This window comes from Nitrospirota bacterium, from assembly GCA_016235245.1.
Classification (GTDB): Bacteria; Nitrospirota; Thermodesulfovibrionia; order Thermodesulfovibrionales; family UBA6898; genus UBA6898.
The window spans coordinates 1-25360 of sequence record JACRLO010000025.1 but is presented as its reverse complement, the minus strand read 5'-3'; the positions used below and the strand labels follow the sequence as shown (position 1 = coordinate 25360).

The window sequence follows — 25360 nt, the reverse complement described above, 5'->3', positions numbered from 1 at the left end:
ATGACTGCACCGGAGGGATCAGAGAAGATGCCTGAGAGAAGACAGTTTCTCGCAGACCTGTTAAGAGGCGCAGGTGCAGCCGCTGTGGGCGGTTTGGCCTGGGCCGGATTTCTAGACGGCAAGAAGGCATATCCTACGGTACTGAGGCCGCCAGGCGCTGTGAAGGAGGAGAAGTTTCTCGCTCTGTGCACCAAGTGCGGCCTCTGTGCCGAGGCCTGCCCATATAAGGCACTTGTCATTGCCAAACCGGGCGACGAACGGCCTGTCGGTACACCCTATTTCACCATGCGGGAAAATCCGTGCAGAATGTGCCGCGACATTCCCTGCGCAGTTGCCTGTCCCACCGGGGCTCTTGACAGTTCACTGATGAGAGATAAGGATGAGCAGGGCAGGGACAAGCTTAATATCAATCTTGCAAAGGTAGGATTGGCGGTCATAGACCGGGAGACCTGCATTGCATACTGGGGTATCCAGTGTGATGCCTGTTACCGGGTCTGCCCGGTGATCGACAAGGCCCTGACTGTTGAAAAAACCGTTAACGACCGTACCGGCAAGCATGCAATACTTGCTCCTGTCGTCCATAGTGAGCACTGTACCGGCTGCGGTGTATGCGAGAGGGCATGTGTTACGAAGAAGGCGTCCATCTTCGTTCTACCTGTTCATATTGCCATGGGAGAGTCCAGCGACCGGTACGTGCGCGGCTGGGATGAGAAGGACGAGCAGAGGATCGAGGATGTTTCAGAGGAGACCAAGACCGTGACGCCGAGAAGTGAGAAGTCTGCCCTCGAATATCTGAATAAGGATGGATTTTGAGATGAAGGATCTTGTTGTGAGGAACCGGTATCTGATATTGCGGAGATTCTCCCAGATCTCGATCCTTGCCTTTTTCATCGGAGCCAATAGGTATGGATGGAAGGTTTTGAAAGGCAATCTCAGCAATTCAAGACTTTTTGACACGGTTCCGCTAACAGATCCGTTTGCCCTGCTTCAGCTGACTGCAACCGGCAATATTGCGTCGCGCGAAGCCCTTATCGGAGGCGCTCTCATATTTGTATTTTTTGCCGTTGTCGGCGGCCGGGCATTCTGCAGCTGGGTCTGCCCCCTGAATATGATCACCGACCTTGCCAACAGGCTGAGAAGAGTTCTGCCGGCAAAGGCAGGCATATCTTTGCGCATGGACCGGAATGTCAGGTACTGGGCGGCCGGACTTGCATTCGTGCTTTCAGCCGTGCTCGGCATAGCAGCCTTTGAGTGGATCAGCCCGATCTCGATCCTTCATCGCGGGCTCATATTCGGTATGGGAGCCGGGTGGACTGCCATCGTCGCGGTATTTCTTTTTGATCTGCTGCTGGTGCCGCATGGATTCTGCGGCCATGTCTGTCCGTTGGGGGCCTTCTATTCGCTCGCAGGAAAGTTCAGTTTCATCCGGGTGCGGCACCTGAAGGATAACTGTACGCAGTGCATGCAGTGTATCGAACACTGCCCTGAGCAGCAGGTGCTTCCGATGGTGGGGATAGCAAGCAGTTTTGTCACTTCAGGTGAATGCACGAATTGCGCAAAATGCATAGATGTATGCAGGGACCATGCAATGAAATTGGGATTTCGAACAGGTAAACTGTAGTAACGGTTAATCAAGGCATAAAGGAGGGAGTATGAAATCCATTACCAGAAGATTTTTTGCATCAGGAATCGCTGTGGTATTCTGTCTTGGAAGCGGGCTTGTCCTGGCTGATTCCAAGAAGAAGGAGCAGAGCGAAGAGGATATGGGCTTTAGAAAGCAGTCGCTTTACAGTGAAGAGAAGGAAAAACCCGATCATGGCGAATATTCAAAGACAGAGCCGGGCAAGAGCAAGCGGATAGGGCGGGCTTTTGAAAATAGCCCGCCGCTTATACCCCATGACCTGACGGGGATGCTACCGGTTTCAGAGACGAACAATGCATGCCTGAACTGTCACCTGCCTGAACATGCAAAGGGCCTGGGTGCCACGCCGCTTCCCAAATCCCATTTTGTTGATATGGATACAGGCAAAGACCTTAAGGGGCAACTGGATGGCAAGAGATATCCCTGCATGCAGTGCCATGTGCCCCAGGTGAATATTCCTGAGCCGATCAAGAACACCTTCAAGGCTGACTTCCGAAGCAAGAAGTCAAAGACCAGTTCCGGTCTCCTCGATACATTAAACGAGGGAGTAGAATGAACAGCGGGCAGGATCTTCCGATGAATGTTTCGAGCCTTGTGATCAATACTGCACCTGAGCATATTGAAAAGGTCATTGGGCTGCTGAAAACTTCAGGGCTCTGTGAGGTCTTTTTTTATGATGCCTCCGGCCGGATCGTCGTGACGATCGAGGGCAAGAATGTGAGCGAAGAGATGCGAAAACTGAAGGATATACAGGCTATCGCCCATGTAGCTGCTGCGGATCTTGTGTACTCATACAGCGAACATGAGGTAATGGAGGATCTCGGAAAGATCGATACCGACCCTGTGCCTGAGGCGCTGAGGAGTTCCTGAGCCGTATGGAGGCAGAGAGAAACGGTTCATCATTGACATAACATATCAACTTATGTTTATATGATGCATGCTTCATGAATTCGCTTCTCTTGTCACATATCAGTGGTTTGCCCTTGCTTCAGGTTCAAGGCTGGCCGCTGCAGTAGAATTCTTTGTTTACGACACGATAAAGATATTTCTGCTGCTTTCGGTCATTATTTTTGCGGTGTCGGTCATCCGCTCATATTTCCCCCCTGAGCGGACAAAGAAAATACTCTCCCATAAAAGAGAGTTTATAGGAAACATACTTGCCGCACTGCTGGGCATTGTTACTCCTTTTTGCTCCTGTTCTGCTGTTCCTCTCTTTATCGGCTTTGTGGAGGCCGGTGTGCCCCTTGGCGTAACCTTTTCCTTTCTCATATCCTCCCCCATGATAAACGAAGTGGCTGTCGTCCTCCTTTGGGGACTCTTCGGATGGAAGATAGCTGCGATATATCTGGGTACCGGCCTGTTGGTTGCCGTCATAGCCGGTTTTATTATCGGTAGATTAAAGCTCGAGAAGTGGGTCGAGGAATATGTTTATAAGATCAGGCTCGGGGAGGGGCAGGAGATTGCAAAACAGGTCTTCAGGGATCGTCTGCAGTATGCAAAAGAAAACACAGTCGATATCCTGAAAAGGGTCTGGCTCTATATTTTCGTGGCTATTGGAATCGGCGGGGTTATTCATGGGTATGTTCCCCAAGACTTTCTGCTGAAGTACGCAGGGCCGCAAAACCCCTTTGCTGTGCCGATTGCGGTAGCGCTTGGGGTCCCTCTCTATTCGAATGCTGCCGGTGTGATACCGATAGTTTATGCCCTTATGGAGAAGGGACTGAGTACGGGAACGGTCCTGGCGTTCATGATGGCAGTGACTGCACTTTCGCTGCCGGAGGTGATCATTTTGAAAAAAGTATTAAAAGTCCCGCTGCTTGCAGTATTTGTCGGAATTATGACTGTTACTATTATTGCAGTCGGCTATTTGTTTAATGCGATTTTATAGGAGGTTGAACATATGGAAATCAAGGTATTAGGTCCGGGATGTGCAAACTGCCACACAATGGAACAGCTTACACTAGCAGCCGTGAAAGAACTCGGTATTGAGGCAAGAATTGAAAAGATTTCCGATATTCAGGAGATCATGAAATATACGATGTCTACTCCAGGGCTTGTGATAAACGGCAAACTCAAACATTCAGGTAAGCCGCTGCCGAGCCTTGAAAAAGTGAAAGACCTCATAAAGGCTGAGGCTTAGAAATCCATGGAAGATCTGCTCATGGTATTCAAGGCCCTCTCCGAGGGGACAAGGCTCAGGATCATCAAGCTTCTGGAAGCCGGTGAACTCTGCGTCTGCGATCTTGTCGCTGCCCTGGATATGAGCCAGCCGAAGGTCTCCTTTCATCTGAACGTAATGAAAGAGGCAGGCCTGATAAAGGACAGGAAACAGGGGAAATGGACCCATTACAGAATCGAACCGGAAGATATGTTCAGGAGGATGCTCATACTCTCGGTCACCGAGAAGATCGAAAAGGAGATGTTGTCCGGAGACAAAGCCAGGCTTAATGATTTTATTGACGGCAAGCCGGGGAAAGGGTGCATTGCTCCTATGCAAAACAAAAAAAGATGCTGTGGGGAATGACGATGACGGAAAAAACAGGCAAAAGACTTTCTTTCCTTGACCGCTTTCTTACGTTATGGATATTTAGCGCAATGGCCCTTGGTGTCGGCCTTGGATATTTCATTCCAGGGACTGAGGGGTTCATCAACCAGTTTCAGGTCGGCACCACGAATATACCGATTGCCATAGGTCTCATTCTCATGATGTATCCGCCATTGGCAAAAGTTAAATACGAGGAGCTGGGGGAAGTCTTCAGAAATAAGAAGATCCTTCTGCTGTCGCTGATCCAAAATTGGGTTATAGGTCCGGTTCTGATGTTTCTGCTGGCGATCGCTTTTCTCTCCGGGTACCCGGAATATATGGTCGGCCTGATCATGATAGGCCTTGCCCGGTGCATTGCGATGGTTATCGTATGGAACGACCTTGCCTGCGGGGATACCGAGTATGCAGCAGGACTCGTTGCCTTTAACTCAATCTTCCAGGTGCTCTTTTTCTCGGTTTATGCCTACATCTTCATCACTGTGCTGCCGTCGTGGCTTGGGCTGAAGGGCGTGATCGTAAATATAACCATGGTCCAGATTGCAGAGAGCGTATTTATTTATCTTGGCATCCCCTTTCTGGCAGGTATGCTTACCCGTTTCGTTCTGCTTAACGTAAAGAGCCGGCAGTGGTATGAAAAGGTCTTTATACCCAGAATAAGCCCTATTACGCTCATCTTTCTGCTTTTCACCATTCTCGTGATGTTCTCTCTCAAGGGTAACTATATTGTCAGACTGCCGCTGGATGTCGTACGCATTGCAATTCCCCTCCTTATCTATTTTGTGGTGATGTTCCTAGTCTCTTTCTATCTTGGGAAAAAGATCGGGGCAGATTACCCAAAGACCGCTACACTCTCGTTTACTGCAGCGAGTAATAACTTTGAACTTGCAATAGCGGTTGCTGTTGCCGTCTTCGGAATTAACTCTGGTGCGGCATTTGCAGCGGTAATTGGTCCTCTGGTCGAAGTGCCGGTTCTGATCGGGCTGGTGAATGTCGCGATCTATTTTCAAAAGAAATATTTCACCATTGGATATTGCAGTGTAAAAGGTCTTGACCTGTAATGGCAGATCTGAAGTTTATAAAGATGAATATCGAAAAGAACCGCCCTGCATGGGTAACCGGGACCATCACGACTGAAATAGGTGCTATTTACAGCGTATCGCCTGACCTTACCAGGGTTGATTATTGGGAACATCTGAAGTGCAGGATCAGCGCATTCAGGAATAACTATATCGTTAATCCCGGACTGTACGCTGTCGGCGTGCCGGATAAGAACTCGGACGTTCTGGTAAGCGCCAATTATAAACTCAGCTTTGATGCCTTCAGGAAGGCATTGAAAGGGCTGAATGTCTGGATCCTGGTCCTGGACACAAAAGGCATAAATGTATGGTGCGCAGCCGGCAAAGGGACGTTTGGAACTGATGAATTGGTGAGAATAATCTCCGTTACAAGACTGGACAGGGTGGTCGATCACAGGAGGATAATCGTCCCCCAACTCGGGGCTCCGGGGATCAGCGCCCACAAGACAACAAAAGCCACAGGGTTCAAGGTCTGCTACGGACCAGTGCGTGCTGAAGATATCGGCGCTTATATCGCCGCGGGATATCAGGCGACAAGGGACATGAGGACTGTGAAGTTCCCGCTCGTCGACAGACTGATCCTTACACCAATGGAAATCAATCCTGCCATGAAAAAATACTATCCATGGTATGCCCTGATAATACTCACGATATTCGGTCTTCAGCCAGGAGGCATTCTTTTCATGGATGCCATTTCTGCTGGTTTGCCATTTCTCCTGCTTGGCCTCATATCCGTAATTGCCGGTGCGCTGGTAACTCCTGTTCTTCTTCCGTTTATTCCTTTCAGATCATTTGCGGTAAAGGGCTGGATAACAGGAATACTCGCAGTCTTTTTGTCCACAACGTATATTTCAATGCTCGGACATTTAAGTAAGGTCCTCCTCATTGCTGCGTATCTGTTTTTCCCTTTGGCGAGTTCCTATATCGCTCTTCAGTTTACCGGAGCAAGTACGTTTACCGGAATGTCAGGCGTTAAAAAGGAATTGAAGATCGGCATTCCCCTGTATATTTCGGGTGTGGCGGTCTCACTAATTCTCCTGCTTATCTATAAGCTTGGAGAATGGAGGGTCTTATGAAATATCTCTCAAATACTGTGAGCCTCGAAATTTTCCCGGAACACTGTATTGGCTGCGGCAGTTGCGTCGAGGTATGCCCGCATGGAGTCTTTGCCATCGAAAACAAAAAGGCTGTTATCCTGGACAAGGACCGGTGTATGGAATGCGGGGCCTGCGTTGGCAATTGTGCCTTCGGTGCGCTGACCGTTAACAAGGGCGTTGGCTGCGCTGCTGCTGTCATCAACAGCATAATAAGCGGAGGAGAGCCTTCATGTGACTGCAGCGGCGAGAACAAAACAGGCAATTGCTGCTGAACAGGCAAGAAGTTCTCCCGTTGCAAAAAGGCCAAGCAGTGCCATACTCTTAATTGTGTATATATTTTGATATGACAAACCTTTCAGATGACACGAATGGATAATTCTTCAATAAAACGGCTCGGCTGGAGCCTGGTCGTTACCCTGATTATTTTCATCGCCGAAGTGATAGGCGGATTGATGAGCCACAGCCTTGCGCTTCTGAGCGATGCCGGCCATGTCCTGATCGATGCATTTGCGCTCGGCCTGAGCCTCATTGCGCTTCTTGTCATGAAGAGGCCCTCAGACTATAAGGCAACCTATGGGTACCAGCGCATCGGCCTGCTTGCAGCACTTATTAACGGAATCAGTCTCGTAGCCATCGCCGTCTTCATTTTTATCGAGGCGTACAAGAGGTTCCATGCTCCGCCCGAGATCAATGCATCGGTCATGCTCTCCATAGCTGCTGCCGGGCTTCTGGGCAATCTCATCATGGCGTGGATATTGGGACATAAGCATCATGACCTGAACATGAAAAGCGCCTGGCTTCATGTACTCGGCGATACCATAGCTTCAGCCGGCGTAATTATAGCCGGACTGATAATTACCTTTACCGGCTGGGTGCTTGCCGATACCATAGCGAGTGCCATTGTCGGTTGCCTTATCATTGTCGGCGGAACCCGTGTCATAAAAGAAGCTCTCTGGATACTCCTGGACCTCAGCCCTATGGGCTTTCATGCAGAGGATCTGGCAAAGGTGATAGCCGAAATGCCGGGGGTACGCAATGTTCATGACGTTCATATATGGTCCATTGGCCACGGCATACCGGCCTTTTCAGCGCATGTCCAGGTCCATGATCAGAAGATCAGCGAGGCTGATGCCATCAGAATAGAAATCGAGCATATGCTCGAACAGCGGGGAATAAAACATGCCGTGATACAGATAGAGTGCGCAGACTGCTGCAGCAATGAGATTTACTGCAGTCTGAATACCGATAGCAGCCATCTTGGCCATCACCATTAAGAAAAGATGCTGAAAGGAGTAGTATGAATCCTGAAGTAGACCTGGAATTCCAGACTATCTATGCGCAATTTAAGGAGAAAATAGAGCGCTATCTTGCCCGCATGGTGAACGAAACTGAAGCCGAAGACCTTGCACAGGAAGTATTCGTAAAGGTCAGCCGTGGGCTGAAGAATTTCAGCGGCAGATCCAGTTTCTCAACATGGATCTACAAAATTGCAACGAACACTGCACTGGACAGGCTGCGTGAACTTTCTTTGCAAAAAGAGACTTCTCATCTTAAACGGGAAAACAATGGAGGAGACGTCGAGGCTGTGTATCTGGAGACGGAAGACCGAAAACCTTCGCTTGAGGCTTCACTGATTAAAAAGGAGATGAATGACTGTATCCGGGGTATTGCGGAGGGGTTGCCAGAAAATTATCGGCCTGTGCTGGTTCTGAGCGATTTTGAGGAGTTGAGTAATGTTGAAATTGCCGATATCCTCGGCATATCTCAGGAAACAGTAAAAATCAGGCTGCACAGGGCCAGGATGAGGCTCAGAGAACAGCTGAAGGCCAAATGCAATTTTTATCGTGATGAGCGCAATGAACTGGCCTGTGAGCGGGCTTCCACTTTTCTGCTTCCCTTTAAAAAATAGGTGTATCTTTTTCTGCCCCTTTTTCGTCTATAGAGACGGAAAGGAGGTGATATGTCATGAAGCTCGATAATCGCATTGCAGAACTGATTGCGATCGGCGCATCGGTAACGGCAAACTGTCAGCCGTGCCTGCAGTATCACGTTGATAAAGCCCTGGAAAATGGTGCCAGTGACGCTGAAATTGCACAGGCAATTGAAGTCGCAAAGACGGTCAGAAAAGGTGCCGCAGCGAAGATGGATGCGTTTGCCTCAACCATCAGTAAAACGGTGCCATCAAATGCAGGGACGCCGACGGCGGGGTGCGGATGTAGCTAAGAAACAGCAATAAGGTTAAATGGGAAGTGCCTTGCAGCCGGTGCAACAGATGTACGTGCTGCAAGGCACTTTCAGAATTGTGCCTGTGCAACAGCCTATCCGATGAATTTGTACTATTTACGGCAGCTAATGCATACCGCCCGGAGATACTCTGCACGGGGACTTAGTTTTTCAGTAGTAATTTTCTCGCATCTCCCAGTCTGAGGGTTACCCGTGCAGCGTCAAGGTGCTCGAGAAAGGGAAGGGCGAATTTGCGAGAGGTATTGAGCAGATCGCGGAATTCTGCAACCGTGAGTTCAGGCTTTTTAGCAAAGAATGCCTTCAGGGTGTTTATCATCTTGTCATATGCAATGGTTGAAAGATAGATTGATTCGTTGACTCTGACTACGGAACGCTCTTTTGCCAGGATATTCAGAATGTCGGTTATCTGTTTTTGGTCCATCTTCAGAGCTTCTGACATTTCTGTTTTTGTGGGAGGCTGAAATTCTCCCTTCGTGAGAAGGTCGATGATCTTTGCCTTATGTGCTTCAGCTGCGCCTGACAGTGCTACCGTGAAATTTTTTAGTCTGAGCAGATCTTTGTCAACGATCACGTCTCTGAGAGACGTCAGAAGAAAATTGAAAAGCCGCGGGTCGCTATTGAGCAGTGTTCTTATCTCTTCCTTTGGCATACCAGGCTTTAGTGGATGTTCTTTGTGAAATACTTTGAGCAGATTAAGCACTCTGGTGTTCAGCAGGTCAAAGGCATGCTTGTGAATAAGTATCTCCTCGTGTTTAATGATCAGGCCTGCCCGCGTGAGTCCATTGAGTGCGTTCTGTATTGCCGAAAGATCGGCATTGATCCAGCCATGAATGGCATGAGCAGAGATCCCTGACGGGCCGGCTTTTTCGATCTTCAGCGCAAGTTTCTCATCGAGCTTGCCTGCATGCAATAGGGAAAGATCCTGAACGCCGTCTTTTCTTTTTCTTCTTACCGGTGAGGGATCAAGCACTTCTCCGCCGCCGATCGTCTCAAGGGGCGAGAATCTTCTGATGATATACCGGTCGCCAGACATGGCAATAACAGACTCCTGCAGCCTGAACTGACAGAAACAGCTTTCGCCTGCCTTAAGCTCCTCTTTCTCATAGAGGATGACGCGTGCAACAGACTCGGAGGTCCCGGCATAGAAATGCACAAGGCTTCTGTTTTTGAGTGCCGGAACATTTCTGAGTAGTTCAAGGAAAAGGTCCAGTGTCCTTGTCGGGACAAAACTCGACGGAGCAACCGCAACATCTCCCCGCTTCAGGTCATCTTTTTCCACCCCCTGGAGATTGATCGCAACTCTCTGGCCGGCATATGCCTTCTGAATTGCCTTGCCATGACTGTGCAGACCTCTTACTTTGGTCGTTATTCCTATCGGAAGGATCTCGACAGGCGTATCAACAGCTATCATGCCGGATACCGCGGTACCTGTGATAACAGTGCCAAACCCCTTTAGCGTGAAGACTCTGTCTATCGGCAGCCTGAATATCCCGTCTGACGTTTTTGGATGGATGGTGAGCGCAAGGTCCCTTATAGATTTCTTGAGGGCATCAAGATTTTCGCCTGTTTTTGAAGAAACAGCAATAATGGCGGCCTGTTCAAGGAAGGTGCCTTTTACAAAATCCTTTATATCGTCTGCAACGAGGCCAAGCCATTCTTTCTCGACAAGGTCTGCCTTGGTAATTACGATCAGGCCTGCCTTGATCTTCAGAAGATCGCATATGGCAAGGTGCTCGCGGCTCTGAGGCATGATGCCTTCGTCTGCGGCAATGACCATAAGAACAAGGTCTATACCGCCTGCGCCTGCAAGCATGTTGCTGATCAATTTCTCATGACCGGGCACGTCGACGATTCCGACCGTCAGCCCCTCCTCAGGATAGGCCAGATCAGCAAACCCGATATCAATAGTGATCCCACGGTCTTTTTCCTCTTTCAGCCTGTCAGGGTCGATGCCTGTGAGGGCCTTTACGAGCGAGCTCTTTCCGTGGTCTATATGTCCGGCAGTGCCAAGGATGATATGGCGCATCTGTTATACCTTTCTACGCATACCGTCCATTATAATATTTTTCAGACGGTTCTGTAATTTGTTATAGTATCTAATAGAAAAGAAAAAGGCGCTTAAAAAATATAAAAACGAATCACGGAGGTATTGATGAAGAAGCTTAACTGCTGGGAGATCAAACAGTGCGGTCGTGAAGCGGGCGGCAAGCATGAAAAGGACTTGGGAGTCTGTCCTGTCACCGTGGAAGTCAGGCTCGACGAAGCGCACGGCGGCAAGAATGCCGGACGAAGCTGCTGGGTTGTGGCGGGAACGCTCTGCAAAGGCGAACTGCAGGGGACTTTTGCCCAGAAATATAAAAACTGCGAAACTTGTGATTTCTACAAACAGGTAAAACGGGAAGAGGGCCATCAATTTGTGTTGTCTGCAGTACTCCTCAGCAGGATAAGGGGCAAGTAATCTCTATCTGCGCTGTCATCTTACGGTATTAGCGCAGAAGATACGAGCCGGGTGAGTTCCCTGATATCCTGATCCTGTATTGTCCTTGCATCGAGCAGAAGAAGGTTGTCTTTTATTCGAGCGATGATTGGCCTTGAACCTGTTCTCAGGCGTGCTTCCAGCTCATTGACGGCAATTTGCCGCGGAGCTAATGAAACTGCATAGGTCTCAAATTCAGCCTCTGGCAGCGAACCGCCTCCGGCCTTTGAAGATCCTTTGACGATGGCTATGTCCGCCTCCGCAATCTGTCTGCGGAGTTCTGTGACGATTTTCCTTGCCCGTGTCTTGATCGTTTTTTGTGGCTGGAAGAGCATCCGGATGACTGGTATGTGCTGCAACGCTTTCTCAGGGTCAAGATAGTCCTTGAGTGTTGCCTCAAAGGCAGCAATCGTCATCTTATCAACCCTCACAGCGCGGGCAAGCGGATTTTTCCTGATCTTTTCAAGAAGATCCTGACTGCCGACAATAATGCCGCCCTGCGGGCCTCCGAGAAGTTTGTCACCACTAAAGGTTACGAGGTCGGCGCCTGACCTCATAATCTCCTGCACAGAAGGCTCTCCGTGAATGCCATAGGGTTTCAGATCGATCAGGCAGCCGCTGCCGAGATCATACATGACGGGGATGCCGCGCTCTTTACCTAATGCTGCCAGTTGTTCTATGGATACATCTTCGGTAAAGCCCGTGATTTTGTAGTTTGACTGATGGACCTTGAGGATAAGGCCGGTCTTATCATTGATCGCCTTACGGTAATCATGGAGATGTGTCTTGTTTGTTGTCCCGATCTCACGAAGGGATGCACCGCTTGCAGACATTACATCCGGTATTCTGAAAGAGCCGCCGATTTCGACAAGTTCTCCTCTTGATACGATCACTTCCCTGTCTTTTGCAATCGTGGCGAGGGAGAGAAATACTGCTGCAGCGTTGTTGTTTACGATCAGGGCATCTTCCGCCCCGGTAAGCTGCCTGAGAATGTTCGTAGTATGGGAATGGCGCTTCCCTCTCTTGCCTGCAGCAAGGTCATATTCGAGGTTGGAATATCCCCTGCTTACGGCGATGACATTTTCCACTGCTTCCTCGGAAAGCACGGCCCTCCCAAGATTCGTATGCAGCACAATGCCGGTTGCATTTATTACAGGCAGCAGGCTGAAAGAAGAACATGCCCTGATTCTTAAGCTGATCTGGGATGCGAGGGCTGGCGAGGAGATATCGGGATGCTCTCCATGAAGCATCCTGGTTCTTTTCTCCGCAACGATATCTCTGATCGCCTGAACTACAATGGTTCGGGGGAATGATTCAAGCCATCGACTGCCCTCAGGACTTTTCAGGAGTTCATCAACAGACGGAAGCGCTGAAAGGAGTGCAGCAGTTTCACCCTTATTATTTTTCACATAGGCTCCATAATTGCAATTTGCATCGTGAATGTGATTGCTCAGTCATACCTTATTATGTCCGATAACTACATTGATATTAAAGGGTCTTTAAGCCCTGCTTCTTTGAATCCTTTTTCCCGCAGCCTGCAGCTGTCACATTTTCTGCAGGGGGAAAAAAGATGTCCAGCTCCAACATTCGGCGCTTTCTGATCAACCTGGATCTTGGATCCTGGATCTGTTTTTGCCGGCTGCGGATCATAGCAGCTCCAGGTAAGAGCATAATCTATCCCAAGTTCTATGCCTTTCCTTATGATCTCTGCCTTGGTCATAGAGATAAGCGGCGCCCTGACATGAAAATGAAGACTCCCCTCTACCGATGCCTTGGTTGCAAGATTTGCCATTTTTTCAAATGCCCTGAGATATTCAGGCCTGCAGTCAGGATACCCGCTGTAGTCTACGGCGTTGGCGCCGATAAAAATGGTCCCGGTCTCAAGCACCTCTGCCCATGCAAGGGCCAAAGACAGGAAGATCGTATTGCGGGCAGGGACGTAGGTTATGGGAATCAGGGGTTGGGTGTTGGGGATTGGGGATTGGTTCTTTTTTTCACCAGCACCTGACCCCGAATCCTGAATCCCTTTTTTTGGGACATTCAGATCAGAAGTAAGTGCAGAGCCGCCGATATCACGGAGGCTGACGTCAATGATCAGGTGTTTTTTTACTCCTAACGCCGATGCAAGGGAGCGGGCGGATTCAAGTTCCCGAACATGCCGCTGCTGATAGTCAAAGGTAAGGGCATATAAGTCATACCCTGCTTCTTTGGCAATTGCGAGGGTCGTTGCCGAGTCCAGGCCTCCGCTCAAAAGAACAATTGCCTTTTCGGGATGTTTGCGCTGCTTCATGCTATTGCCGTTTGCATTTAAAATGATAACAGAGCGGCAGGGAGTAAACGGCGCAGTCGTTGGCAGGCCGAGGAGCAAACAACAGTGCCAGCGCAGTGTACGTTTGCATCTGCACTGGATTCAGTATACATCATCGCTGGTTCCATCAGTCCGGTCTGGCCCTGAGCTCTTTACGGAAAACCCGGTGTCTGATACCGAATAGATATAGGGACGACCCCAGGGGTCTGGTTCCTTGGTCATGGATGAAAGGGACGGAGGATATGCTGCATCCTTCAATCTTGCAGCCTCTATGGCGAACCTGAGTTGGCCAATCCTTTTTGATGCATTGAATATCTTCAGTGTGTCATCCTTCTGCATAAATACAACCACAAAGGAAAGGATAAGAGATGCGGCAACCGCAAGGTAAGGAAGATATTTCAGTGTAGTCCCTGATTTTTTCCGCTCAAAGCCGGTATCAATCGGAATAACGGGTGCAGCTTCCTGGGCATCGACCAATCCTTTTTCCATGAGTGTTAGGAGAGTTTTTGAGACCAGGTAGTTGTCCAGACCGGTAAGGTCAATAATAGTACTGACGTCATTGTTGCCGTCAACGCAGGTAAAAACCTCATGTTCCTCTTCGGATAGGCCGGAGGTATCACCGTCCTTTCGCATAAAAAGCGTGTCAAGCGTGATCCTGTCCTTGATGATCGAGAGCTCATCAAGGATCCTGAGCCCTTCCATCAGCAGGTGTTGGGTGTCGAGAGAGAACGGAAGCTCCTTGTCCTGCGGCACGCCCTGTGCCGCAAACTCGTAGGTCCCCTGCTTCCAGCCGAAGAGCTGGACGACCGTCTCTGTGATCTGGCTGTTCAGGATTTCTTTTATCTTTTCTTTGTCGATCAGTTCTCTCTGTATCAGTGCTGTGCCGAGCTTGATGCCGGTCCTGCGCTGCTCTTCAAGCACGGCCTTGAGATCCTCATCTTTTATGAGCCCTCTTTTTGTCAGGATTTTGCCAAGGCGGTTATCCTCGTTTCTCCTCTTGGACTCCGCGCCAACAATGTTCCCATCCACAAACAGGAGCTTGACCTTGTCTGTCTTGCCATCAAGGGCAAGAACGCCGGTCTTCCTATGGAAGTAGATGAGCTGAAGTATATCAGCCAGTCCGAAGTCTTTTAATGAACCTTCTAAAGCCATCCCTTGGATATCCTCTGCCGCGTAAAGATGTTGGAAATGATAAGCACTATTGCCGCTATCAGCAGTGAAGCGAAGTTTACTACCCAGTGAGTTCCCCGGGCGTCAGGAGGCATAAAGGACGTCGTAAGAGGGAACAGCACAAAAAACATAAAAGGCCAGATGAAGAAAAAGCCATACAGAATCTTTCCTGCATAGACCTGAGATGATCCGGGGATGATGAATGAAAGCAGTTTCATGATATCCCTGCGCCTCTTCTGGTGTTCATAAATGGACAACAGTTGTGCTACCCGCTCTTTTACTTCAATCTCTTCGAGTTTAATGAGGGACCGGAAGCATTGGGGGCACATCTGTCCCCACATAATATGTTTTTCACAGCGCGGGCAGAAGATTCCATTGCATCTTCTGCAACGGTAAGCCTTGTTTCCTGCATGCCTGCTCATCAGATAAAAGGTGAACATCAGAAGAAGGGCTGCAAGAGAAATAGTCCATCCCGGAAGCACGGAAAGGTTAAACGTGGCTGTCTTCCCGGACGTTTTCCATGCAAGGTCCCAGAGAGATGAAGAGGAAAGAGCCTCATCAGCAACGATTCTGTTTGGGTTTCTGCCGGAGGTGGCTCGGTATCCTGCAACTGCATTGCGGTCAATCTCAAGTGCCTTGCTAAAGTATTCATTGCCCTTCTCAAAGTCAAGGCCCTCTCTGGAGACTTGGGAGAGATTGTAATATGCTGAGGCAAGGGGCCGAATCGTAATAGAAGTCAGGTAGCTTCTGGCTGCTTCGTCCATGTTATTCTGAGCGACATACATATTGCCGAGGTTTACATACGCAGGAGCATCAACCTTTGTTTTAATAAGCTTATGGTATGCAGCCACGGCTTCTTCATACTGTCCGGCGCGCTTCAGTGCCAGCCCATAGGAAAACAACGCAGGAGTCTCATCTGAGGATTTGAGGGCAGAGAGGGCATAGGCATTGCCCTTTGATTCATTGACCTCGACAATAGCTTTTATGGTCCCCGATGAGGAGACTTGCAAAAACTGCGCCGCTGTCCTGAAGAAAAAAGGAGAGGCGATGAGAAAGAGCAGAAAAAAATATACGAGAGCCTTGTCTATTTTGGGCATATACAGACCAAGCAGCACCAGAAGACCGGCAAGGAAGAGCAGCGGGCTGATCAGGGATAATACAAAGAGGACTATAAGCAGGACGCCATTTCCCCGGGATTCCTCAACCTCATGGGAAAGCAGCGGCAGATCACTGAATATACGGATGATCACGATAATGAATATGGCGCTGATGAACGACAGCACGAGGCCAAGGAAGGCGCCACCGGTCAGGCTGAAAGACCACCAGAAATTCTTCGAATAGGCATTGATGCCTGCGACCATATGATCAATGCTGTCGAGGATTCCCGCGTAGTTCAAAGAAAACGTTGCCTTGGCAAGCCCAAACTGCACTGCCGGGAGATCAGGCGAGTGCGTCGAGGCCCTGTTCAGAAGGGTAGCTGACTGCGCCTTGTTCGTCGCTGCCTCCTGGAGCAGAAGATAGGAGGATACTTCCGAGTTTCTGATCCCGTTGTTTAACTGGGATTCGGTAAACTCATCGGCAAGACTGATTGCCGGCGATAATACTATGCAAAGTAACAGAAAAACAGTCAGTTTTCTCATGCCTTCCCGCCAACCCTGGATTCTGTGCCTGCTATCAGGCGCCTGATATTGTCTCTGTGCCGCACTAACAATATTATACTCATAATAATCGCAATGGGAAGTTTTTCCTGTGTATCGAGAAGCGCGATGCTCAGGGGAAGGCTGCAGAAAGAGATAACGGCGCCGAGTGAAGAGTATCGGGTTAAGGCTAAGGTCAAAAGCCAGAGGATAGCCGTGACCAGTGCTGCAAGTGGAGCATAGATACTGAGGACTCCGAGACTGGTTGCGACCCCCTTTCCTCCTTTAAATTTCAGGAATATTGAGAAGTTATGACCGAGCACGGCAATAATCCCTATGGCGCCCTGATGCAATATTCCGACATCAAAAAACCTCGCCAGCAGGACGACAAGCATTCCTTTGGCAAAATCCCCTATCAGCGTGAAGAGCGCCGGCAGTTTCCCGGTAGTGCGGAGGACATTTGTGGCGCCGATATTGCCGCTGCCAATTTTCTGCAGATCTATACCACGTCTCCCGGCAATAATCTGACCGACCGGTATGGAGCCGATCAGAAAAGCGGCAAGAGACAAAAAGGCGAGTTTCACACTTTTCTCCAGAACGAGATTGTGTATTGCACGCCTGAGGTAACGGACAGCACAACAGCGATCCAGATAAATGCCAGACCAATGTCATAGAGGTCCAGGGGGAGGTTGTCAAAGACGCTGCCCACGAGTATCAGACAGAGGACTGACGTGATCTGAGCGGTAGTTTTGAGCTTGCCGCCCATTTCTGCCGGGATTACAATGTCTTTTGAAAGCGCAACAACCCGCAAGCCTGTTACCAGAAAATCCCGTACAATAAGTATGATCGCAACGAAAGCCGACACTCGTTCCATGTCAACAAGTACGATGAGAGCCGATATGACAAGGAACTTGTCTGCAAGAGGGTCCATGATGATGCCGAACTTGGTGATCTGTCCGGAGCGCCTTGCTAGATAGCCGTCAAGAAAATCCGTGATCGAGGCGATACTGAATACCAGTGCGCCGATCACCGGATGGTTATAGACGGTCAAGACGAAGAAGGGAATAAGAACGATCCTGCTCAGTGTCAGGATCGTAGGCAGGTTAAGTTTCAAAGTATGCATCGAACAACCCTGTCCAGAGGCCTTTTGCCTTAAGAATAAAGTCTGTTATCTCTCTGACAGCACCCCTCCCTCCCTGGTTCTTCGTGAGCAGGAGGGCATATTTCTTCGCCTCATCAGCAGCATCAGCGACTGCGACCGGCAGGCCGACAACTGCCATGATCGGCGCATCGATGATATCGTCTCCGATATAGGCTACTTCACAGTCTTTCAGCGAATGCTGCTTCAAAAGCTGTGCATAGGCCACCTTCTTGTTCAGGCATTTCTGGAAGACGTCTGTGATGCCGAGTTCCTGAGCCCGTCGTTCTACAACTTTTGAATATCTGCCTGTGATGATAGCAACCTTGATGCCTGCATTGATGAGCATCCTGATGCCATGGCCGTCCCGCACGTGAAAGGCTTTGTATTCGTTTCCATTATTATCCAGGATGATGCTTCCATCCGTGAGGACACCGTCTACGTCCAGGATCAGAAGCTTTATCCCTCGTGCGATTTTTTTTGCCGTGCCCTTAGCCTCTTGCCGCCTCATCTATGCTATCCCCTTTTTCAAAATGTCATGGAGATGGATTATGCCGACTATCCGGCTGTTATCGCCTGTAACAACAAGCGCTGTTATGGCGAGCTTTTCCATCACTGCCAGGGCTTTTGCTGCAAGTTCATTTTCTGAGATGACCCGGGGATTTTTTGTCATTACGTCGCCGGCCTTCATGTCAAAGAAGTCTTTGCCCCATTTCTCAATGCCTCTTCGCACATCACCGTCGGTAATAATGCCGCGCATGGCTCCGTTGCCTTCTGCGACAACGGTTATGCCCAGTCGCTTTGAAGATATTTCGATGACCGCGTTCGTAATCGACGCATCAGGAGAAGTGAACGGCAGAGAATCGCCGGCATGCATAAGGTCCTTTACCCTGATGAAAAGTCTTTTCCCGAGGCTGCCGCTTGGATGGAAAGAAGCAAAATCATCCTGTTGAAACCCTCGCTTCGTCAGAAGGGCAACCGCAATTGCATCTCCCATGGCAAGCGCTGCTGTTGTAGACGATGTCGGTACGATGCCAAGCGGGCAGGCCTCTTCCCTTACCGATATATCGATATTTACTTCTGCGGCTTTTGCAAGCGTGGAGTCGTTATTCCCTGTCAGGGAAATAAGTCCGACATTAAATCGCTTGAGAAAAGGTATGATACTGAGGATTTCATCCGTTTCACCGCTATTGGATATCGCAATGATAACATCGTCAGCAGTTACCATGCCGAGATCGCCGTGGCTTGCTTCAGCCGGGTGCATGAAGAAGGAGGGTGTGCCTGTGGAAGCAAGCGTGGCAGCTATCTTTTTGCCCACCAGTCCTGATTTGCCCATGCCGGTAACAACGACTCTCCCCTTGCTGCTAAGGATGATCCCGACAGCTTTTTCAAACGACTGATCAATCCTGTCAATAAGGCTGCGTACTGCATCTGCCTCTGTCTGCAGGACCTTTCTTGCAATATCAATGCTGTTTATGGGATTCATATTTTTCTAATCGAACTGGCATCTAAGCCAGCCCGGCGGTATGCTCTTTCTGTGGGCTTCGTTTTCGATATCCGTAAGATCTCCTTCAGCAGAAGACAGATGGTCTTTTGCTTTCTTAAGCCGGCTCTGCAGAGTGTTCATTTTCCTGCTGGTATGAACACTTTTTGACCGTTCCCTCGAGATCTCTTCTTCCTGTTCTTTGACTTCCCGTTCTGCCTTTTCAATCTTTCTCTTTGCAACTGCAGCTCTCTTGCACCAGTATTCCTGCTCCTGCTTCCCCCTGGCTTTCGTTCCCTCGTCCTTTTTTGCTGATGGAGAAATTTTTCCCTGCTCCTGGGGCTTATTGTCTGAAGATTTTCGGTATTTGTCTATATCATCATTGGTAAATAAGAGGGGTTTTTCCTCACAGAAGCCTGCTTCTGCAAAGAGAAAAAGCATGGCAGCGGCCAATGCCAGAGTGAGCAGACGAGAAAAGAGGTCTTTCATGCCAACGCCCCCCCGGTTGTGCCGGCCTGCGCTGCAATGAGGTCATGCACAGCCTTGACCCGTCGCAGGAACCCCTGCATTTCGTCAAGTCTGATCATGTTCGGGCCATCGCACAACGCCTTTTCAGGGTCCGGGTGGACCTCCATGAAGAGGCCGTCAACGCCTGCGGCAACAGCAGCCTTTGCCATCGGCTCGGCAAACTCCCTCTGCCCTCCTGAACTCGTGCCCTGTCCGCCTGGCAACTGCAGGCTGTGAGTTACATCAAAGATCACAGGATATCCGAATGACCGCATGATCGGAAATGCCCTGAAATCGACCACAAGATTGTTATACCCGAAAGACACTCCGCGCTCTGTGATAAAAAGGTTTTGATTGCCGCTTGATATGAACTTATCAATGATATTTTTAACATCCCAGGGAGCAAGGAATTGCCCCTTTTTAATATTCACCGGCTTGTTGGTCTGTGCCGCTGCCAGGACGAGGTCTGTCTGCCTGCAGAGGAATGCAGGTATCTGGAGTGCATCAAGTACCTCGGCAGCTGGATGAATCTCTTCTATGGCATGAATGTCGGCAATCACCGGGACCTGAAGCGTTGACCTGATATCCGCAAGGATTCTGAGGCCTCTGTCTATGCCAGGGCCCCGGAAGGAAGAAACTGATGTCCTGTTTGCCTTGTCAAAGGAGCTCTTAAAGATAAAGGCGATGCCCAGCTCCGAACATATCGTTTTCAGCCGCTCTGCTGTTTCGAACGTTATGGCTACGTCTTCGATAACACAGGGGCCGGCTATGAGAAAAAGGTCCCCGGGATGCAAGGCTGCAGAGCCTACAGATAGAGACCTTTTCAACCCTGGCTCAGCTCCCTGATATCTGCTTTCGTATCAGGGAAGAGAGAGCGCTTCCCCCGAAGCGATGCCTCAATGAACGCACTGAAGAGCGGATGAGGTTCAGTAGGTCTGGACTTGAACTCGGGATGGAACTGGCAGCCCAGGAACCAGGGATGGTCTTCTATCTCGACGATCTCGACCAGCTCGCCGTCAGGGCTTGTGCCGCTGATCTTCATACCCATCCTGGTGAGAACTCCCTTGTATGCGTTGTTGAACTCATAACGGTGCCTGTGGCGTTCAGAGATCTCTTTTTGTCGATAAGAGGCGGAGGCCCTGGTGTTTTGCTCGATGACGCAGGGATACGCGCCGAGCCTCATGGTGCCGCCCTTATGGGAGCTCTCGGTGCGCTCTTCGATCCTGCCTTTTCTGAAGTCAAACCATTTCTCCATAAGGTAGATGACCGGCGCCTGGGTGTTGAGGTCGAATTCGGAACTGTTGGCCTTGAGTTCGCAGACGTTTCTTGCAAACTCGATGACCGCGCACTGCATGCCGAGGCAGATGCCGAAAAATGGTATTTTCTTTTCCCTTGCATAGCGGACAGATTCGATCTTGCCTTCTATGCCCCGGTACCCAAATCCGCCAGGCACCAGGATGCCGTCCACATCTGCAAGATACTTTCCTGGGCCATTAACCTCGATCTCCTCGGAGTCAACCCACAGGAGATCTACCTTGCAGTCATTGGCAATGCCGCCGTGGATCAAGGCCTCGGTAAGACTTTTGTATGAATCCTTGAGTCCGACATATTTCCCGACGATAGCTATGGTCACCTCATGCTTCGGCTCCTTCACCTTCCTCACAATGTCTTTCCACTGAGAAAGATCCATCTCTTTTTGGGCCAGATTGAGCTTTTTGACGATAAGCTGCTCGATACCCTCCGCATTGAGCGCAAGGGGCACTTCGTATATGGTGTCTACGTCGATTGCATTGATGACTGCGTCTGTTTCAAGGTTGCAGTGGATCGCTATCTTCTTTTTTGCCTCAGGCGGGATGAGCCGGTCAGTTCTGCAGAGCAGGATGTCCGGCTGGATACCGATAGCACGCAGCTCCTTTACGCTGTGCTGGGTCGGCTTAGTCTTGAGCTCGCCGGAGGTCTTGATATAGGGAACAAGGGTCAGATGCACGTAGAGGCAGTTTTCCTTGCCCACATCATATCTCATCTGCCTGATCGCCTCGAGAAACGGCAGGCTCTCGATATCGCCGACTGTGCCGCCGATCTCGACAATGACAACGTCGTTGCCTTCCCCGACAGACTTGATCGCCTGCTTGATCTCGTCGGTAATATGGGGTACTACCTGGACCGTATCGCCGAGGTAGTCGCCGCGCCGCTCTTTGGAGATGACATTGTAATAGATCTTTCCTGTGGTGAAATTATTTTTCTGCGATGTCCTGATATGGGTGAACCGCTCATAATGGCCGAGGTCAAGGTCAGCCTCAGCTCCATCATCGGAGACAAAGACCTCTCCGTGCTGAAACGGGCTTAAGGTGCCTGGGTCAACATTGATATACGGATCAAGCTTCTGGATCGTTACCCTGAGGCCGCCTGCTTCGAGCAATGCGCCGATGGATGCAGCCGCGATCCCCTTTCCTAATGATGATAAGACCCCGCCGGTTATGAAGATGAATTTAGACATTGTTCTACCCTTTCTAAGTCTTGGGGCGTATCCACCCCGATTGTTTCAAATGACGTTTCCCTGACCTTTATCCTGAACCCGGTTTCTATTGCCCTGAGCTGCTCGAGTTTTTCGATGTTTTCAAGCCGCGCTGGCGGCAGCGATGAGAGCTTAAGCAACACATCGCGCCGGTAGCTGTAAATCCCAATATGTTTATAACAGTCATGCACGACCAGATCGCTCTTTGTCCTTAGCTCCCTGCTCTGCGCCAGGGGGCCATTCCATTCGTCCCGGTGATAGGGGATCGGAGCACGCGAGAAATACCATGCAAACCCTTCAGAATCAAATACAACTTTTACCACATTGGGGTCGAAGATTTCTCTGCTGTCTCGAATCGGTATAGCCAGTGTGCCGAGAGATGCCCTTTTGTCGTCAAGAACAGAGATGACCGCATCGATCATCTCAGGCCTGATGAGGGGTTCATCCCCCTGGACATTGACCATTATATCACAATTCATTGCTGCTGCAACCTCAGCGATTCTGTCCGTACCCGACTGATGATCAGGCGAGGTTATGACCGCTTTGCCGCCAAAGGACATTACGGTTTCAAAGATCGTCTCGCTGTCGGTTGCGACGATCACCTCGCCGGCCAGCCGGGCATTGAGAGAGTTCTGATATACATGCTGGATAAGGGGCATGCCTTTGAGGAGTGCAAGAGGCTTACCCGGGAAACGGGTCGATGCGTAGCGGGCAGGTATAACGACGATTGCGGACATAGGTATCTTGGAAGTCATTATATACTAATTGACGCAAATCTTGACAGTCGAAGCTGCCTTTTGTTTTGCATACTATGTTGTTCCCAAATTGACTGAGCTTCCCTTCAGCGGGTATCATAACGACTATGCTTTCACCCGAAAAACAGCTTGAAACAATAAGACGCGGTACGGTCGAGATCATCAGCGAACCAGACCTCCTGAAGAAACTCGAGCGGTCATATAAAGAGGACAGACCCCTTCAGGTAAAGGCCGGTTTTGACCCGACAGCGCCTGACATCCATATCGGTCACACCGTGCTTCTTGAGAAGATGCGCCAGTTTCAGGACCTTGGCCATGAAGTGACCTTCCTGATCGGCGACTTCACCGGCATGATCGGCGACCCCACCGGCAAAAACGAGACGCGCAAACCCCTCACAAAGGAAGAGGTGCTTAAAAACGCCGAAACCTATAAGACTCAGGTGTTTAAATTACTCGATCCCGTAAAGACACGGATACGTTTTAATAGCGAATGGCTTGAAAGTTTGGGAAGCATGGAGATTGTAAAACTTGGATCAATGCAGACTGTTGCAAGAATGCTCGAAAGGGATGATTTTAAGAAGAGATTCAAAAATGAACAGGATATAAGCATATTGGAATTCTACTATCCTCTTTTTCAGGCGTATGACTCTGTTGCGCTCAAGTCAGATATTGAGCTTGGCGGCACAGACCAGAAGTTCAACCTTCTGATGGGCAGGACCTTGCAGCGGAAGAGTTCAATGGAAGAGCAGGTTGTTATTACGATGCCGCTTCTTGAGGGGCTTGACGGTGTAAACAAGATGTCCAAGAGCCTCGGCAACTACATCGGCATCAATGAGCCTGCCTTTGAATACGTAAACGGTGAGCTTGCCGGCATGTTCAAAAAGGTGATGAGCGTCCCGGATACCCTGATAGAGAGATACTTTGAGCTCCTGAGCCGCATCTCGGTGGACGAGTTCAATGCCTTGAAAGAAGGCCTGAAGAACGGCTCGAAAGATCCCCGTGAGGCAAAGAAGGATCTTGCTTTGGAGCTGGTATCGAGATACAACGGACAGGAAGAGGCTGAAAAGGCAAGAGACAAATACCATGCAATATTCGAGGAAAAAAATCTCAGTGATCTTGAGTCAACTTTTCCGGTGCTGAACGTCTCTGCAGGCAGTGCAGAAAACGCCACATGGCTTCCACAGATCATGAAAGACGCAGGACTTGTACAAGGTACTGGCGAGGCAGTCCGGCTGATAAAGCAGGGTGGCGTGAAATTAAACGATGCCGTAGTCTCTGATGCGAATTTGAGGCTTCAGGTCGGCGAACATATTGTGAAGGTCGGCAAGAAGAAGTTTTATAAGATCATTGTGAAGGCCTAACCAATGGCCCCTGCTGAAATAATTCTTAAACTTCTTTTAGGAACGCTTCTGGGCGGTATCATAGGGTTCGAACGCCAGACCCATGGCAGGCCGGCAGGCTTCAGGACGCAGCTCCTTGTCTGCGTCTCCTGTGTGCTCCTCATGATCATCTCAGAAGGGTATTATGCGGACAGCACCCAGTCCGGCCTGACGAGGATTGATCCTACGCGGATCGCTGCAGGCGCCATGACCGGTGTCGGTTTTTTAGGCGCAGGCGTTATCCTCAAGACCGGTGCCTCGGTGCAGGGGCTGACTACGGCTGCATGTGTCTGGATCGTCTCTGCTATTGGTCTTGCAATCGGTGCGGGGCAGTATTTTGCCGGTATTGCCGGCTTTGTGATAACTTTTGTGTCTCTCTGGTTTCTGCGGCTTCTGGAAACAAGAATGCCGAGGACCGTGTACAAATTCGTGACACTTATCACTGACAGATCAGGAGACGAAAAAACCATCCGTGAGGTCTTTGAGGAAAAAGGATTTACGATCACCAAAATGGATTATGAGATTCAGTTTCCTGAAATAGAACGAACATACGTCTTTACCGTTGCAGGGAAGCATAGCTCACCTATCAGGCAGGTGATCGAGAGCCTCTCTGCGCTCAGTTTTGTCAGGCGGCTTGAGATAAAAAGTTAGTGGTGATGGCTCTGTTCTGAATGGCCTCCGGCGATAACGTATACGGCCTCGGAAGCTCCTTTGTTTTCCAGATAGCAGGTCTGTTCCCCGGAAAGATGAATTGCTGAACCTTCTTCGATTATCCCTTCAAATGCACCGGTAACGCTGAAATTGCCACATGCGGCAAGCAGCATCTCCTCATGACCGACGCCTGGCGTTATTTGACGCCCCTTCTCTCCGGGCAAGAGTCTGCCGTAGATCAGGTAACAGGCATGGGACCCTGTATCTGCAGAACCAAAGACATATTCATTATTCTGTTTCTCTGCCATCGCCTTCAGATCTATTTTTTTCATGGTTCATTATCCTTTTTCGTATGTAAAAAGTTTTTTGCCATCTCGATCATACCGTAAACCTTCAGGTCAATGTGGTCTCCGGTCTGCCGCATTTCCTGAAGCCTGGCAACGACGTCCTTATATGGAACCGGGATCACTTCGATATCCTCGGTCTCATCGCGCTGGCCGATGCCGACATGACGCAGCCCCGTGGCAAGGTAGACCGAGAGGATCTCTGAGGAGGAGCCTGAGGACATAGGTCCTTCCGCGAGGAACTGCACATCTCCAGCCTCATACCCGGTCTCCTCGATCAGTTCCCTGCGTACGGCCTGTTCAAATCCTTCTCCTGAATCAACAAGTCCGGCTGGAAGTTCAATCACGAACCCGTTTATGGGCGGTCTGAACTGCCTGATCAGGACCACCTCG

The 25360-nt window shown here is 49.8% G+C and carries 31 protein-coding genes; 16 read left to right on the top strand and 15 right to left on the bottom strand.

Annotated elements, in window-relative coordinates:
- The 13 genes from napG (at window position 1) to HZB31_11715 (ending at window position 8583) form a co-directional block, all read left to right on the top strand.
- A complete protein-coding gene (napG, locus tag HZB31_11775) occupies window positions 1–813 on the top strand; it encodes a ferredoxin-type protein NapG (protein ID MBI5848600.1) in 813 nt (270 codons plus the stop codon).
- Between the two features lies 1 nt (window position 814).
- Window positions 815–1621 (top strand): quinol dehydrogenase ferredoxin subunit NapH, encoded by an 807-nt coding sequence (gene napH / locus HZB31_11770; GenBank protein ID MBI5848599.1) that lies wholly within the window; start codon window positions 815–817, stop codon window positions 1619–1621.
- A gap of 31 nt (window positions 1622–1652) precedes the next feature.
- A complete protein-coding gene (locus HZB31_11765; protein MBI5848598.1) occupies window positions 1653–2198 on the top strand; it encodes a nitrate reductase cytochrome c-type subunit in 546 nt (181 codons plus the stop codon).
- Between the two features lie 20 nt (window positions 2199–2218).
- Window positions 2219–2512 (top strand): chaperone NapD, encoded by a 294-nt coding sequence (locus HZB31_11760; GenBank protein MBI5848597.1) that lies wholly within the window; start codon window positions 2219–2221, stop codon window positions 2510–2512.
- 67 nt (window positions 2513–2579) lie between these two features.
- Window positions 2580–3530, top strand: coding sequence for a permease (locus HZB31_11755; GenBank protein MBI5848596.1), 951 nt, complete (start codon window positions 2580–2582; stop codon window positions 3528–3530).
- A gap of 12 nt (window positions 3531–3542) precedes the next feature.
- Window positions 3543–3782 carry a thioredoxin family protein gene (locus HZB31_11750; GenBank protein MBI5848595.1) on the top strand — a complete coding sequence of 80 codons (240 nt, stop codon included), beginning with the start codon at window positions 3543–3545 and terminating at the stop codon, window positions 3780–3782.
- Window positions 3783–3788: 6 nt separating this feature from the next.
- Window positions 3789–4166, top strand: coding sequence for a metalloregulator ArsR/SmtB family transcription factor (locus tag HZB31_11745; protein ID MBI5848594.1), 378 nt, complete (start codon window positions 3789–3791; stop codon window positions 4164–4166).
- Window positions 4163–5245 (top strand): ACR3 family arsenite efflux transporter, encoded by a 1083-nt coding sequence (gene arsB, locus HZB31_11740; GenBank protein MBI5848593.1) that lies wholly within the window; start codon window positions 4163–4165, stop codon window positions 5243–5245. Before HZB31_11745 ends, arsB begins: the two co-directional genes overlap by 4 nt.
- Complete coding sequence (locus HZB31_11735; GenBank protein ID MBI5848592.1) at window positions 5245–6339, top strand: acetyl-CoA synthase subunit gamma; 1095 nt, start codon at window positions 5245–5247, stop codon at window positions 6337–6339. Before arsB ends, HZB31_11735 begins: the two co-directional genes overlap by 1 nt.
- Complete coding sequence (locus tag HZB31_11730) at window positions 6336–6632, top strand: 4Fe-4S binding protein (protein MBI5848591.1); 297 nt, start codon at window positions 6336–6338, stop codon at window positions 6630–6632. Before HZB31_11735 ends, HZB31_11730 begins: the two co-directional genes overlap by 4 nt.
- 96 nt (window positions 6633–6728) lie before the next feature.
- Window positions 6729–7634, top strand: a complete 906-nt coding sequence (locus tag HZB31_11725) for a cation transporter (protein MBI5848590.1) — start codon at window positions 6729–6731, stop codon at window positions 7632–7634.
- Between the two features lie 41 nt (window positions 7635–7675).
- Window positions 7676–8269 carry a sigma-70 family RNA polymerase sigma factor gene (locus tag HZB31_11720; GenBank protein ID MBI5848589.1) on the top strand — a complete coding sequence of 198 codons (594 nt, stop codon included), beginning with the start codon at window positions 7676–7678 and terminating at the stop codon, window positions 8267–8269.
- Between the two features lie 56 nt (window positions 8270–8325).
- Window positions 8326–8583: a carboxymuconolactone decarboxylase family protein gene (locus HZB31_11715; protein MBI5848588.1), complete on the top strand. Its 258-nt coding sequence runs from the start codon at window positions 8326–8328 to the stop codon at window positions 8581–8583.
- Window positions 8584–8746: 163 nt separating this feature from the next.
- Here the strand turns inward: HZB31_11715 and selB are convergent, their stop codons facing one another.
- The gene (gene selB, locus HZB31_11710) at window positions 8747–10630 is read right to left on the bottom strand and encodes a selenocysteine-specific translation elongation factor (GenBank protein MBI5848587.1); all 1884 of its coding nucleotides are present in this window, start codon (window positions 10628–10630) and stop codon (window positions 8747–8749) included.
- Between the two features lie 126 nt (window positions 10631–10756).
- On the opposite strand from selB, the gene HZB31_11705 reads away from it, so the two are divergent.
- Window positions 10757–11062, top strand: a complete 306-nt coding sequence (locus HZB31_11705; GenBank protein MBI5848586.1) for a hypothetical protein — start codon at window positions 10757–10759, stop codon at window positions 11060–11062.
- A 20-nt stretch (window positions 11063–11082) separates the two neighbouring features.
- On the opposite strand, the gene HZB31_11700 is transcribed toward HZB31_11705, so the two are convergent.
- From HZB31_11700 to kdsB, 12 genes are all read right to left on the bottom strand, one after another.
- On the bottom strand, window positions 11083–12489 hold the full coding sequence (locus HZB31_11700; GenBank protein ID MBI5848585.1) for an L-seryl-tRNA(Sec) selenium transferase: 1407 nt from the start codon (window positions 12487–12489) through the stop codon (window positions 11083–11085).
- 68 nt (window positions 12490–12557) lie between these two features.
- Window positions 12558–13370, bottom strand: a complete 813-nt coding sequence (gene queC / locus HZB31_11695) for a 7-cyano-7-deazaguanine synthase QueC (GenBank protein ID MBI5848584.1) — start codon at window positions 13368–13370, stop codon at window positions 12558–12560.
- Between the two features lie 120 nt (window positions 13371–13490).
- Complete coding sequence (locus HZB31_11690) at window positions 13491–14540, bottom strand: DUF4388 domain-containing protein (GenBank protein ID MBI5848583.1); 1050 nt, start codon at window positions 14538–14540, stop codon at window positions 13491–13493.
- Entirely contained in the window at window positions 14531–16198 is a 1668-nt protein-coding gene (locus HZB31_11685; protein ID MBI5848582.1) for a tetratricopeptide repeat protein, read from the bottom strand. The genes HZB31_11690 and HZB31_11685 overlap by 10 nt, the downstream gene beginning before the upstream one ends.
- The gene (gene plsY / locus HZB31_11680; GenBank protein MBI5848581.1) at window positions 16195–16779 is read right to left on the bottom strand and encodes a glycerol-3-phosphate 1-O-acyltransferase PlsY; all 585 of its coding nucleotides are present in this window, start codon (window positions 16777–16779) and stop codon (window positions 16195–16197) included. Before plsY ends, HZB31_11685 begins: the two co-directional genes overlap by 4 nt.
- Complete coding sequence (gene pgsA / locus HZB31_11675; protein MBI5848580.1) at window positions 16776–17318, bottom strand: CDP-diacylglycerol--glycerol-3-phosphate 3-phosphatidyltransferase; 543 nt, start codon at window positions 17316–17318, stop codon at window positions 16776–16778. Before pgsA ends, plsY begins: the two co-directional genes overlap by 4 nt.
- A complete protein-coding gene (locus tag HZB31_11670; GenBank protein MBI5848579.1) occupies window positions 17299–17844 on the bottom strand; it encodes an HAD-IIIA family hydrolase in 546 nt (181 codons plus the stop codon). Before HZB31_11670 ends, pgsA begins: the two co-directional genes overlap by 20 nt.
- Window positions 17845–18819, bottom strand: a complete 975-nt coding sequence (locus HZB31_11665; protein MBI5848578.1) for a KpsF/GutQ family sugar-phosphate isomerase — start codon at window positions 18817–18819, stop codon at window positions 17845–17847.
- A gap of 6 nt (window positions 18820–18825) precedes the next feature.
- Entirely contained in the window at window positions 18826–19305 is a 480-nt protein-coding gene (locus HZB31_11660; GenBank protein MBI5848577.1) for a hypothetical protein, read from the bottom strand.
- The gene (kdsA, locus tag HZB31_11655) at window positions 19302–20150 is read right to left on the bottom strand and encodes a 3-deoxy-8-phosphooctulonate synthase (GenBank protein ID MBI5848576.1); all 849 of its coding nucleotides are present in this window, start codon (window positions 20148–20150) and stop codon (window positions 19302–19304) included. Before kdsA ends, HZB31_11660 begins: the two co-directional genes overlap by 4 nt.
- Entirely contained in the window at window positions 20147–21820 is a 1674-nt protein-coding gene (locus HZB31_11650; protein MBI5848575.1) for a CTP synthase, read from the bottom strand. Before HZB31_11650 ends, kdsA begins: the two co-directional genes overlap by 4 nt.
- The gene (kdsB, locus tag HZB31_11645; GenBank protein MBI5848574.1) at window positions 21799–22575 is read right to left on the bottom strand and encodes a 3-deoxy-manno-octulosonate cytidylyltransferase; all 777 of its coding nucleotides are present in this window, start codon (window positions 22573–22575) and stop codon (window positions 21799–21801) included. Before kdsB ends, HZB31_11650 begins: the two co-directional genes overlap by 22 nt.
- A 125-nt stretch (window positions 22576–22700) precedes the next feature.
- Between kdsB and HZB31_11640 the strand changes: the two genes are divergently transcribed.
- Window positions 22701–23954, top strand: coding sequence for a tyrosine--tRNA ligase (locus tag HZB31_11640; protein ID MBI5848573.1), 1254 nt, complete (start codon window positions 22701–22703; stop codon window positions 23952–23954).
- A gap of 3 nt (window positions 23955–23957) precedes the next feature.
- Complete coding sequence (locus HZB31_11635; GenBank protein MBI5848572.1) at window positions 23958–24623, top strand: MgtC/SapB family protein; 666 nt, start codon at window positions 23958–23960, stop codon at window positions 24621–24623.
- Here the strand turns inward: HZB31_11635 and HZB31_11630 are convergent.
- Window positions 24620–24955: a hypothetical protein gene (locus HZB31_11630; protein ID MBI5848571.1), complete on the bottom strand. Its 336-nt coding sequence runs from the start codon at window positions 24953–24955 to the stop codon at window positions 24620–24622. The two genes, HZB31_11635 and HZB31_11630, sit on opposite strands and share 4 nt — an antisense overlap.
- The coding region (locus HZB31_11625; GenBank protein MBI5848570.1) for an NUDIX hydrolase at window positions 24952–25360 on the bottom strand (409 nt) is incomplete at its 5' end. The genes HZB31_11630 and HZB31_11625, both read right to left, overlap by 4 nt.

Excerpts from the sequence above, each read along its gene's own strand:
- napG (MBI5848600.1), top strand. The coding sequence starts at position 1 with ATGACTGCACCGGAGGGATCAGAGAAGATGCCTGAGAGAAGACAGTTT.
- napH (MBI5848599.1), top strand. The coding sequence starts at position 815 with ATGAAGGATCTTGTTGTGAGGAACCGGTATCTGATATTGCGGAGATTC.
- HZB31_11765 (MBI5848598.1), top strand. The coding sequence starts at position 1,653 with ATGAAATCCATTACCAGAAGATTTTTTGCATCAGGAATCGCTGTGGTA.
- HZB31_11760 (MBI5848597.1), top strand. The coding sequence starts at position 2,219 with ATGAATGTTTCGAGCCTTGTGATCAATACTGCACCTGAGCATATTGAA.
- HZB31_11755 (MBI5848596.1), top strand. The coding sequence starts at position 2,580 with ATGCTTCATGAATTCGCTTCTCTTGTCACATATCAGTGGTTTGCCCTT.
- HZB31_11750 (MBI5848595.1), top strand. The coding sequence starts at position 3,543 with ATGGAAATCAAGGTATTAGGTCCGGGATGTGCAAACTGCCACACAATG.
- HZB31_11745 (MBI5848594.1), top strand. The coding sequence starts at position 3,789 with ATGGAAGATCTGCTCATGGTATTCAAGGCCCTCTCCGAGGGGACAAGG.
- arsB (MBI5848593.1), top strand. The coding sequence starts at position 4,163 with ATGACGATGACGGAAAAAACAGGCAAAAGACTTTCTTTCCTTGACCGC.
- HZB31_11735 (MBI5848592.1), top strand. The coding sequence starts at position 5,245 with ATGGCAGATCTGAAGTTTATAAAGATGAATATCGAAAAGAACCGCCCT.
- HZB31_11730 (MBI5848591.1), top strand. The coding sequence starts at position 6,336 with ATGAAATATCTCTCAAATACTGTGAGCCTCGAAATTTTCCCGGAACAC.
- HZB31_11725 (MBI5848590.1), top strand. The coding sequence starts at position 6,729 with ATGGATAATTCTTCAATAAAACGGCTCGGCTGGAGCCTGGTCGTTACC.
- HZB31_11715 (MBI5848588.1), top strand. The coding sequence starts at position 8,326 with ATGAAGCTCGATAATCGCATTGCAGAACTGATTGCGATCGGCGCATCG.
- selB (MBI5848587.1), bottom strand. The coding sequence starts at position 10,630 with ATGCGCCATATCATCCTTGGCACTGCCGGACATATAGACCACGGAAAG.
- HZB31_11705 (MBI5848586.1), top strand. The coding sequence starts at position 10,757 with ATGAAGAAGCTTAACTGCTGGGAGATCAAACAGTGCGGTCGTGAAGCG.
- queC (MBI5848584.1), bottom strand. The coding sequence starts at position 13,370 with ATGAAGCAGCGCAAACATCCCGAAAAGGCAATTGTTCTTTTGAGCGGA.
- HZB31_11690 (MBI5848583.1), bottom strand. The coding sequence starts at position 14,540 with ATGGCTTTAGAAGGTTCATTAAAAGACTTCGGACTGGCTGATATACTT.
- HZB31_11685 (MBI5848582.1), bottom strand. The coding sequence starts at position 16,198 with ATGAGAAAACTGACTGTTTTTCTGTTACTTTGCATAGTATTATCGCCG.
- pgsA (MBI5848580.1), bottom strand. The coding sequence starts at position 17,318 with ATGCATACTTTGAAACTTAACCTGCCTACGATCCTGACACTGAGCAGG.
- HZB31_11670 (MBI5848579.1), bottom strand. The coding sequence starts at position 17,844 with ATGAGGCGGCAAGAGGCTAAGGGCACGGCAAAAAAAATCGCACGAGGG.
- HZB31_11665 (MBI5848578.1), bottom strand. The coding sequence starts at position 18,819 with ATGAATCCCATAAACAGCATTGATATTGCAAGAAAGGTCCTGCAGACA.
- HZB31_11660 (MBI5848577.1), bottom strand. The coding sequence starts at position 19,305 with ATGAAAGACCTCTTTTCTCGTCTGCTCACTCTGGCATTGGCCGCTGCC.
- HZB31_11650 (MBI5848575.1), bottom strand. The coding sequence starts at position 21,820 with ATGTCTAAATTCATCTTCATAACCGGCGGGGTCTTATCATCATTAGGA.
- kdsB (MBI5848574.1), bottom strand. The coding sequence starts at position 22,575 with ATGTCCGCAATCGTCGTTATACCTGCCCGCTACGCATCGACCCGTTTC.
- HZB31_11640 (MBI5848573.1), top strand. The coding sequence starts at position 22,701 with ATGCTTTCACCCGAAAAACAGCTTGAAACAATAAGACGCGGTACGGTC.
- HZB31_11635 (MBI5848572.1), top strand. The coding sequence starts at position 23,958 with ATGGCCCCTGCTGAAATAATTCTTAAACTTCTTTTAGGAACGCTTCTG.
- HZB31_11630 (MBI5848571.1), bottom strand. The coding sequence starts at position 24,955 with ATGAAAAAAATAGATCTGAAGGCGATGGCAGAGAAACAGAATAATGAA.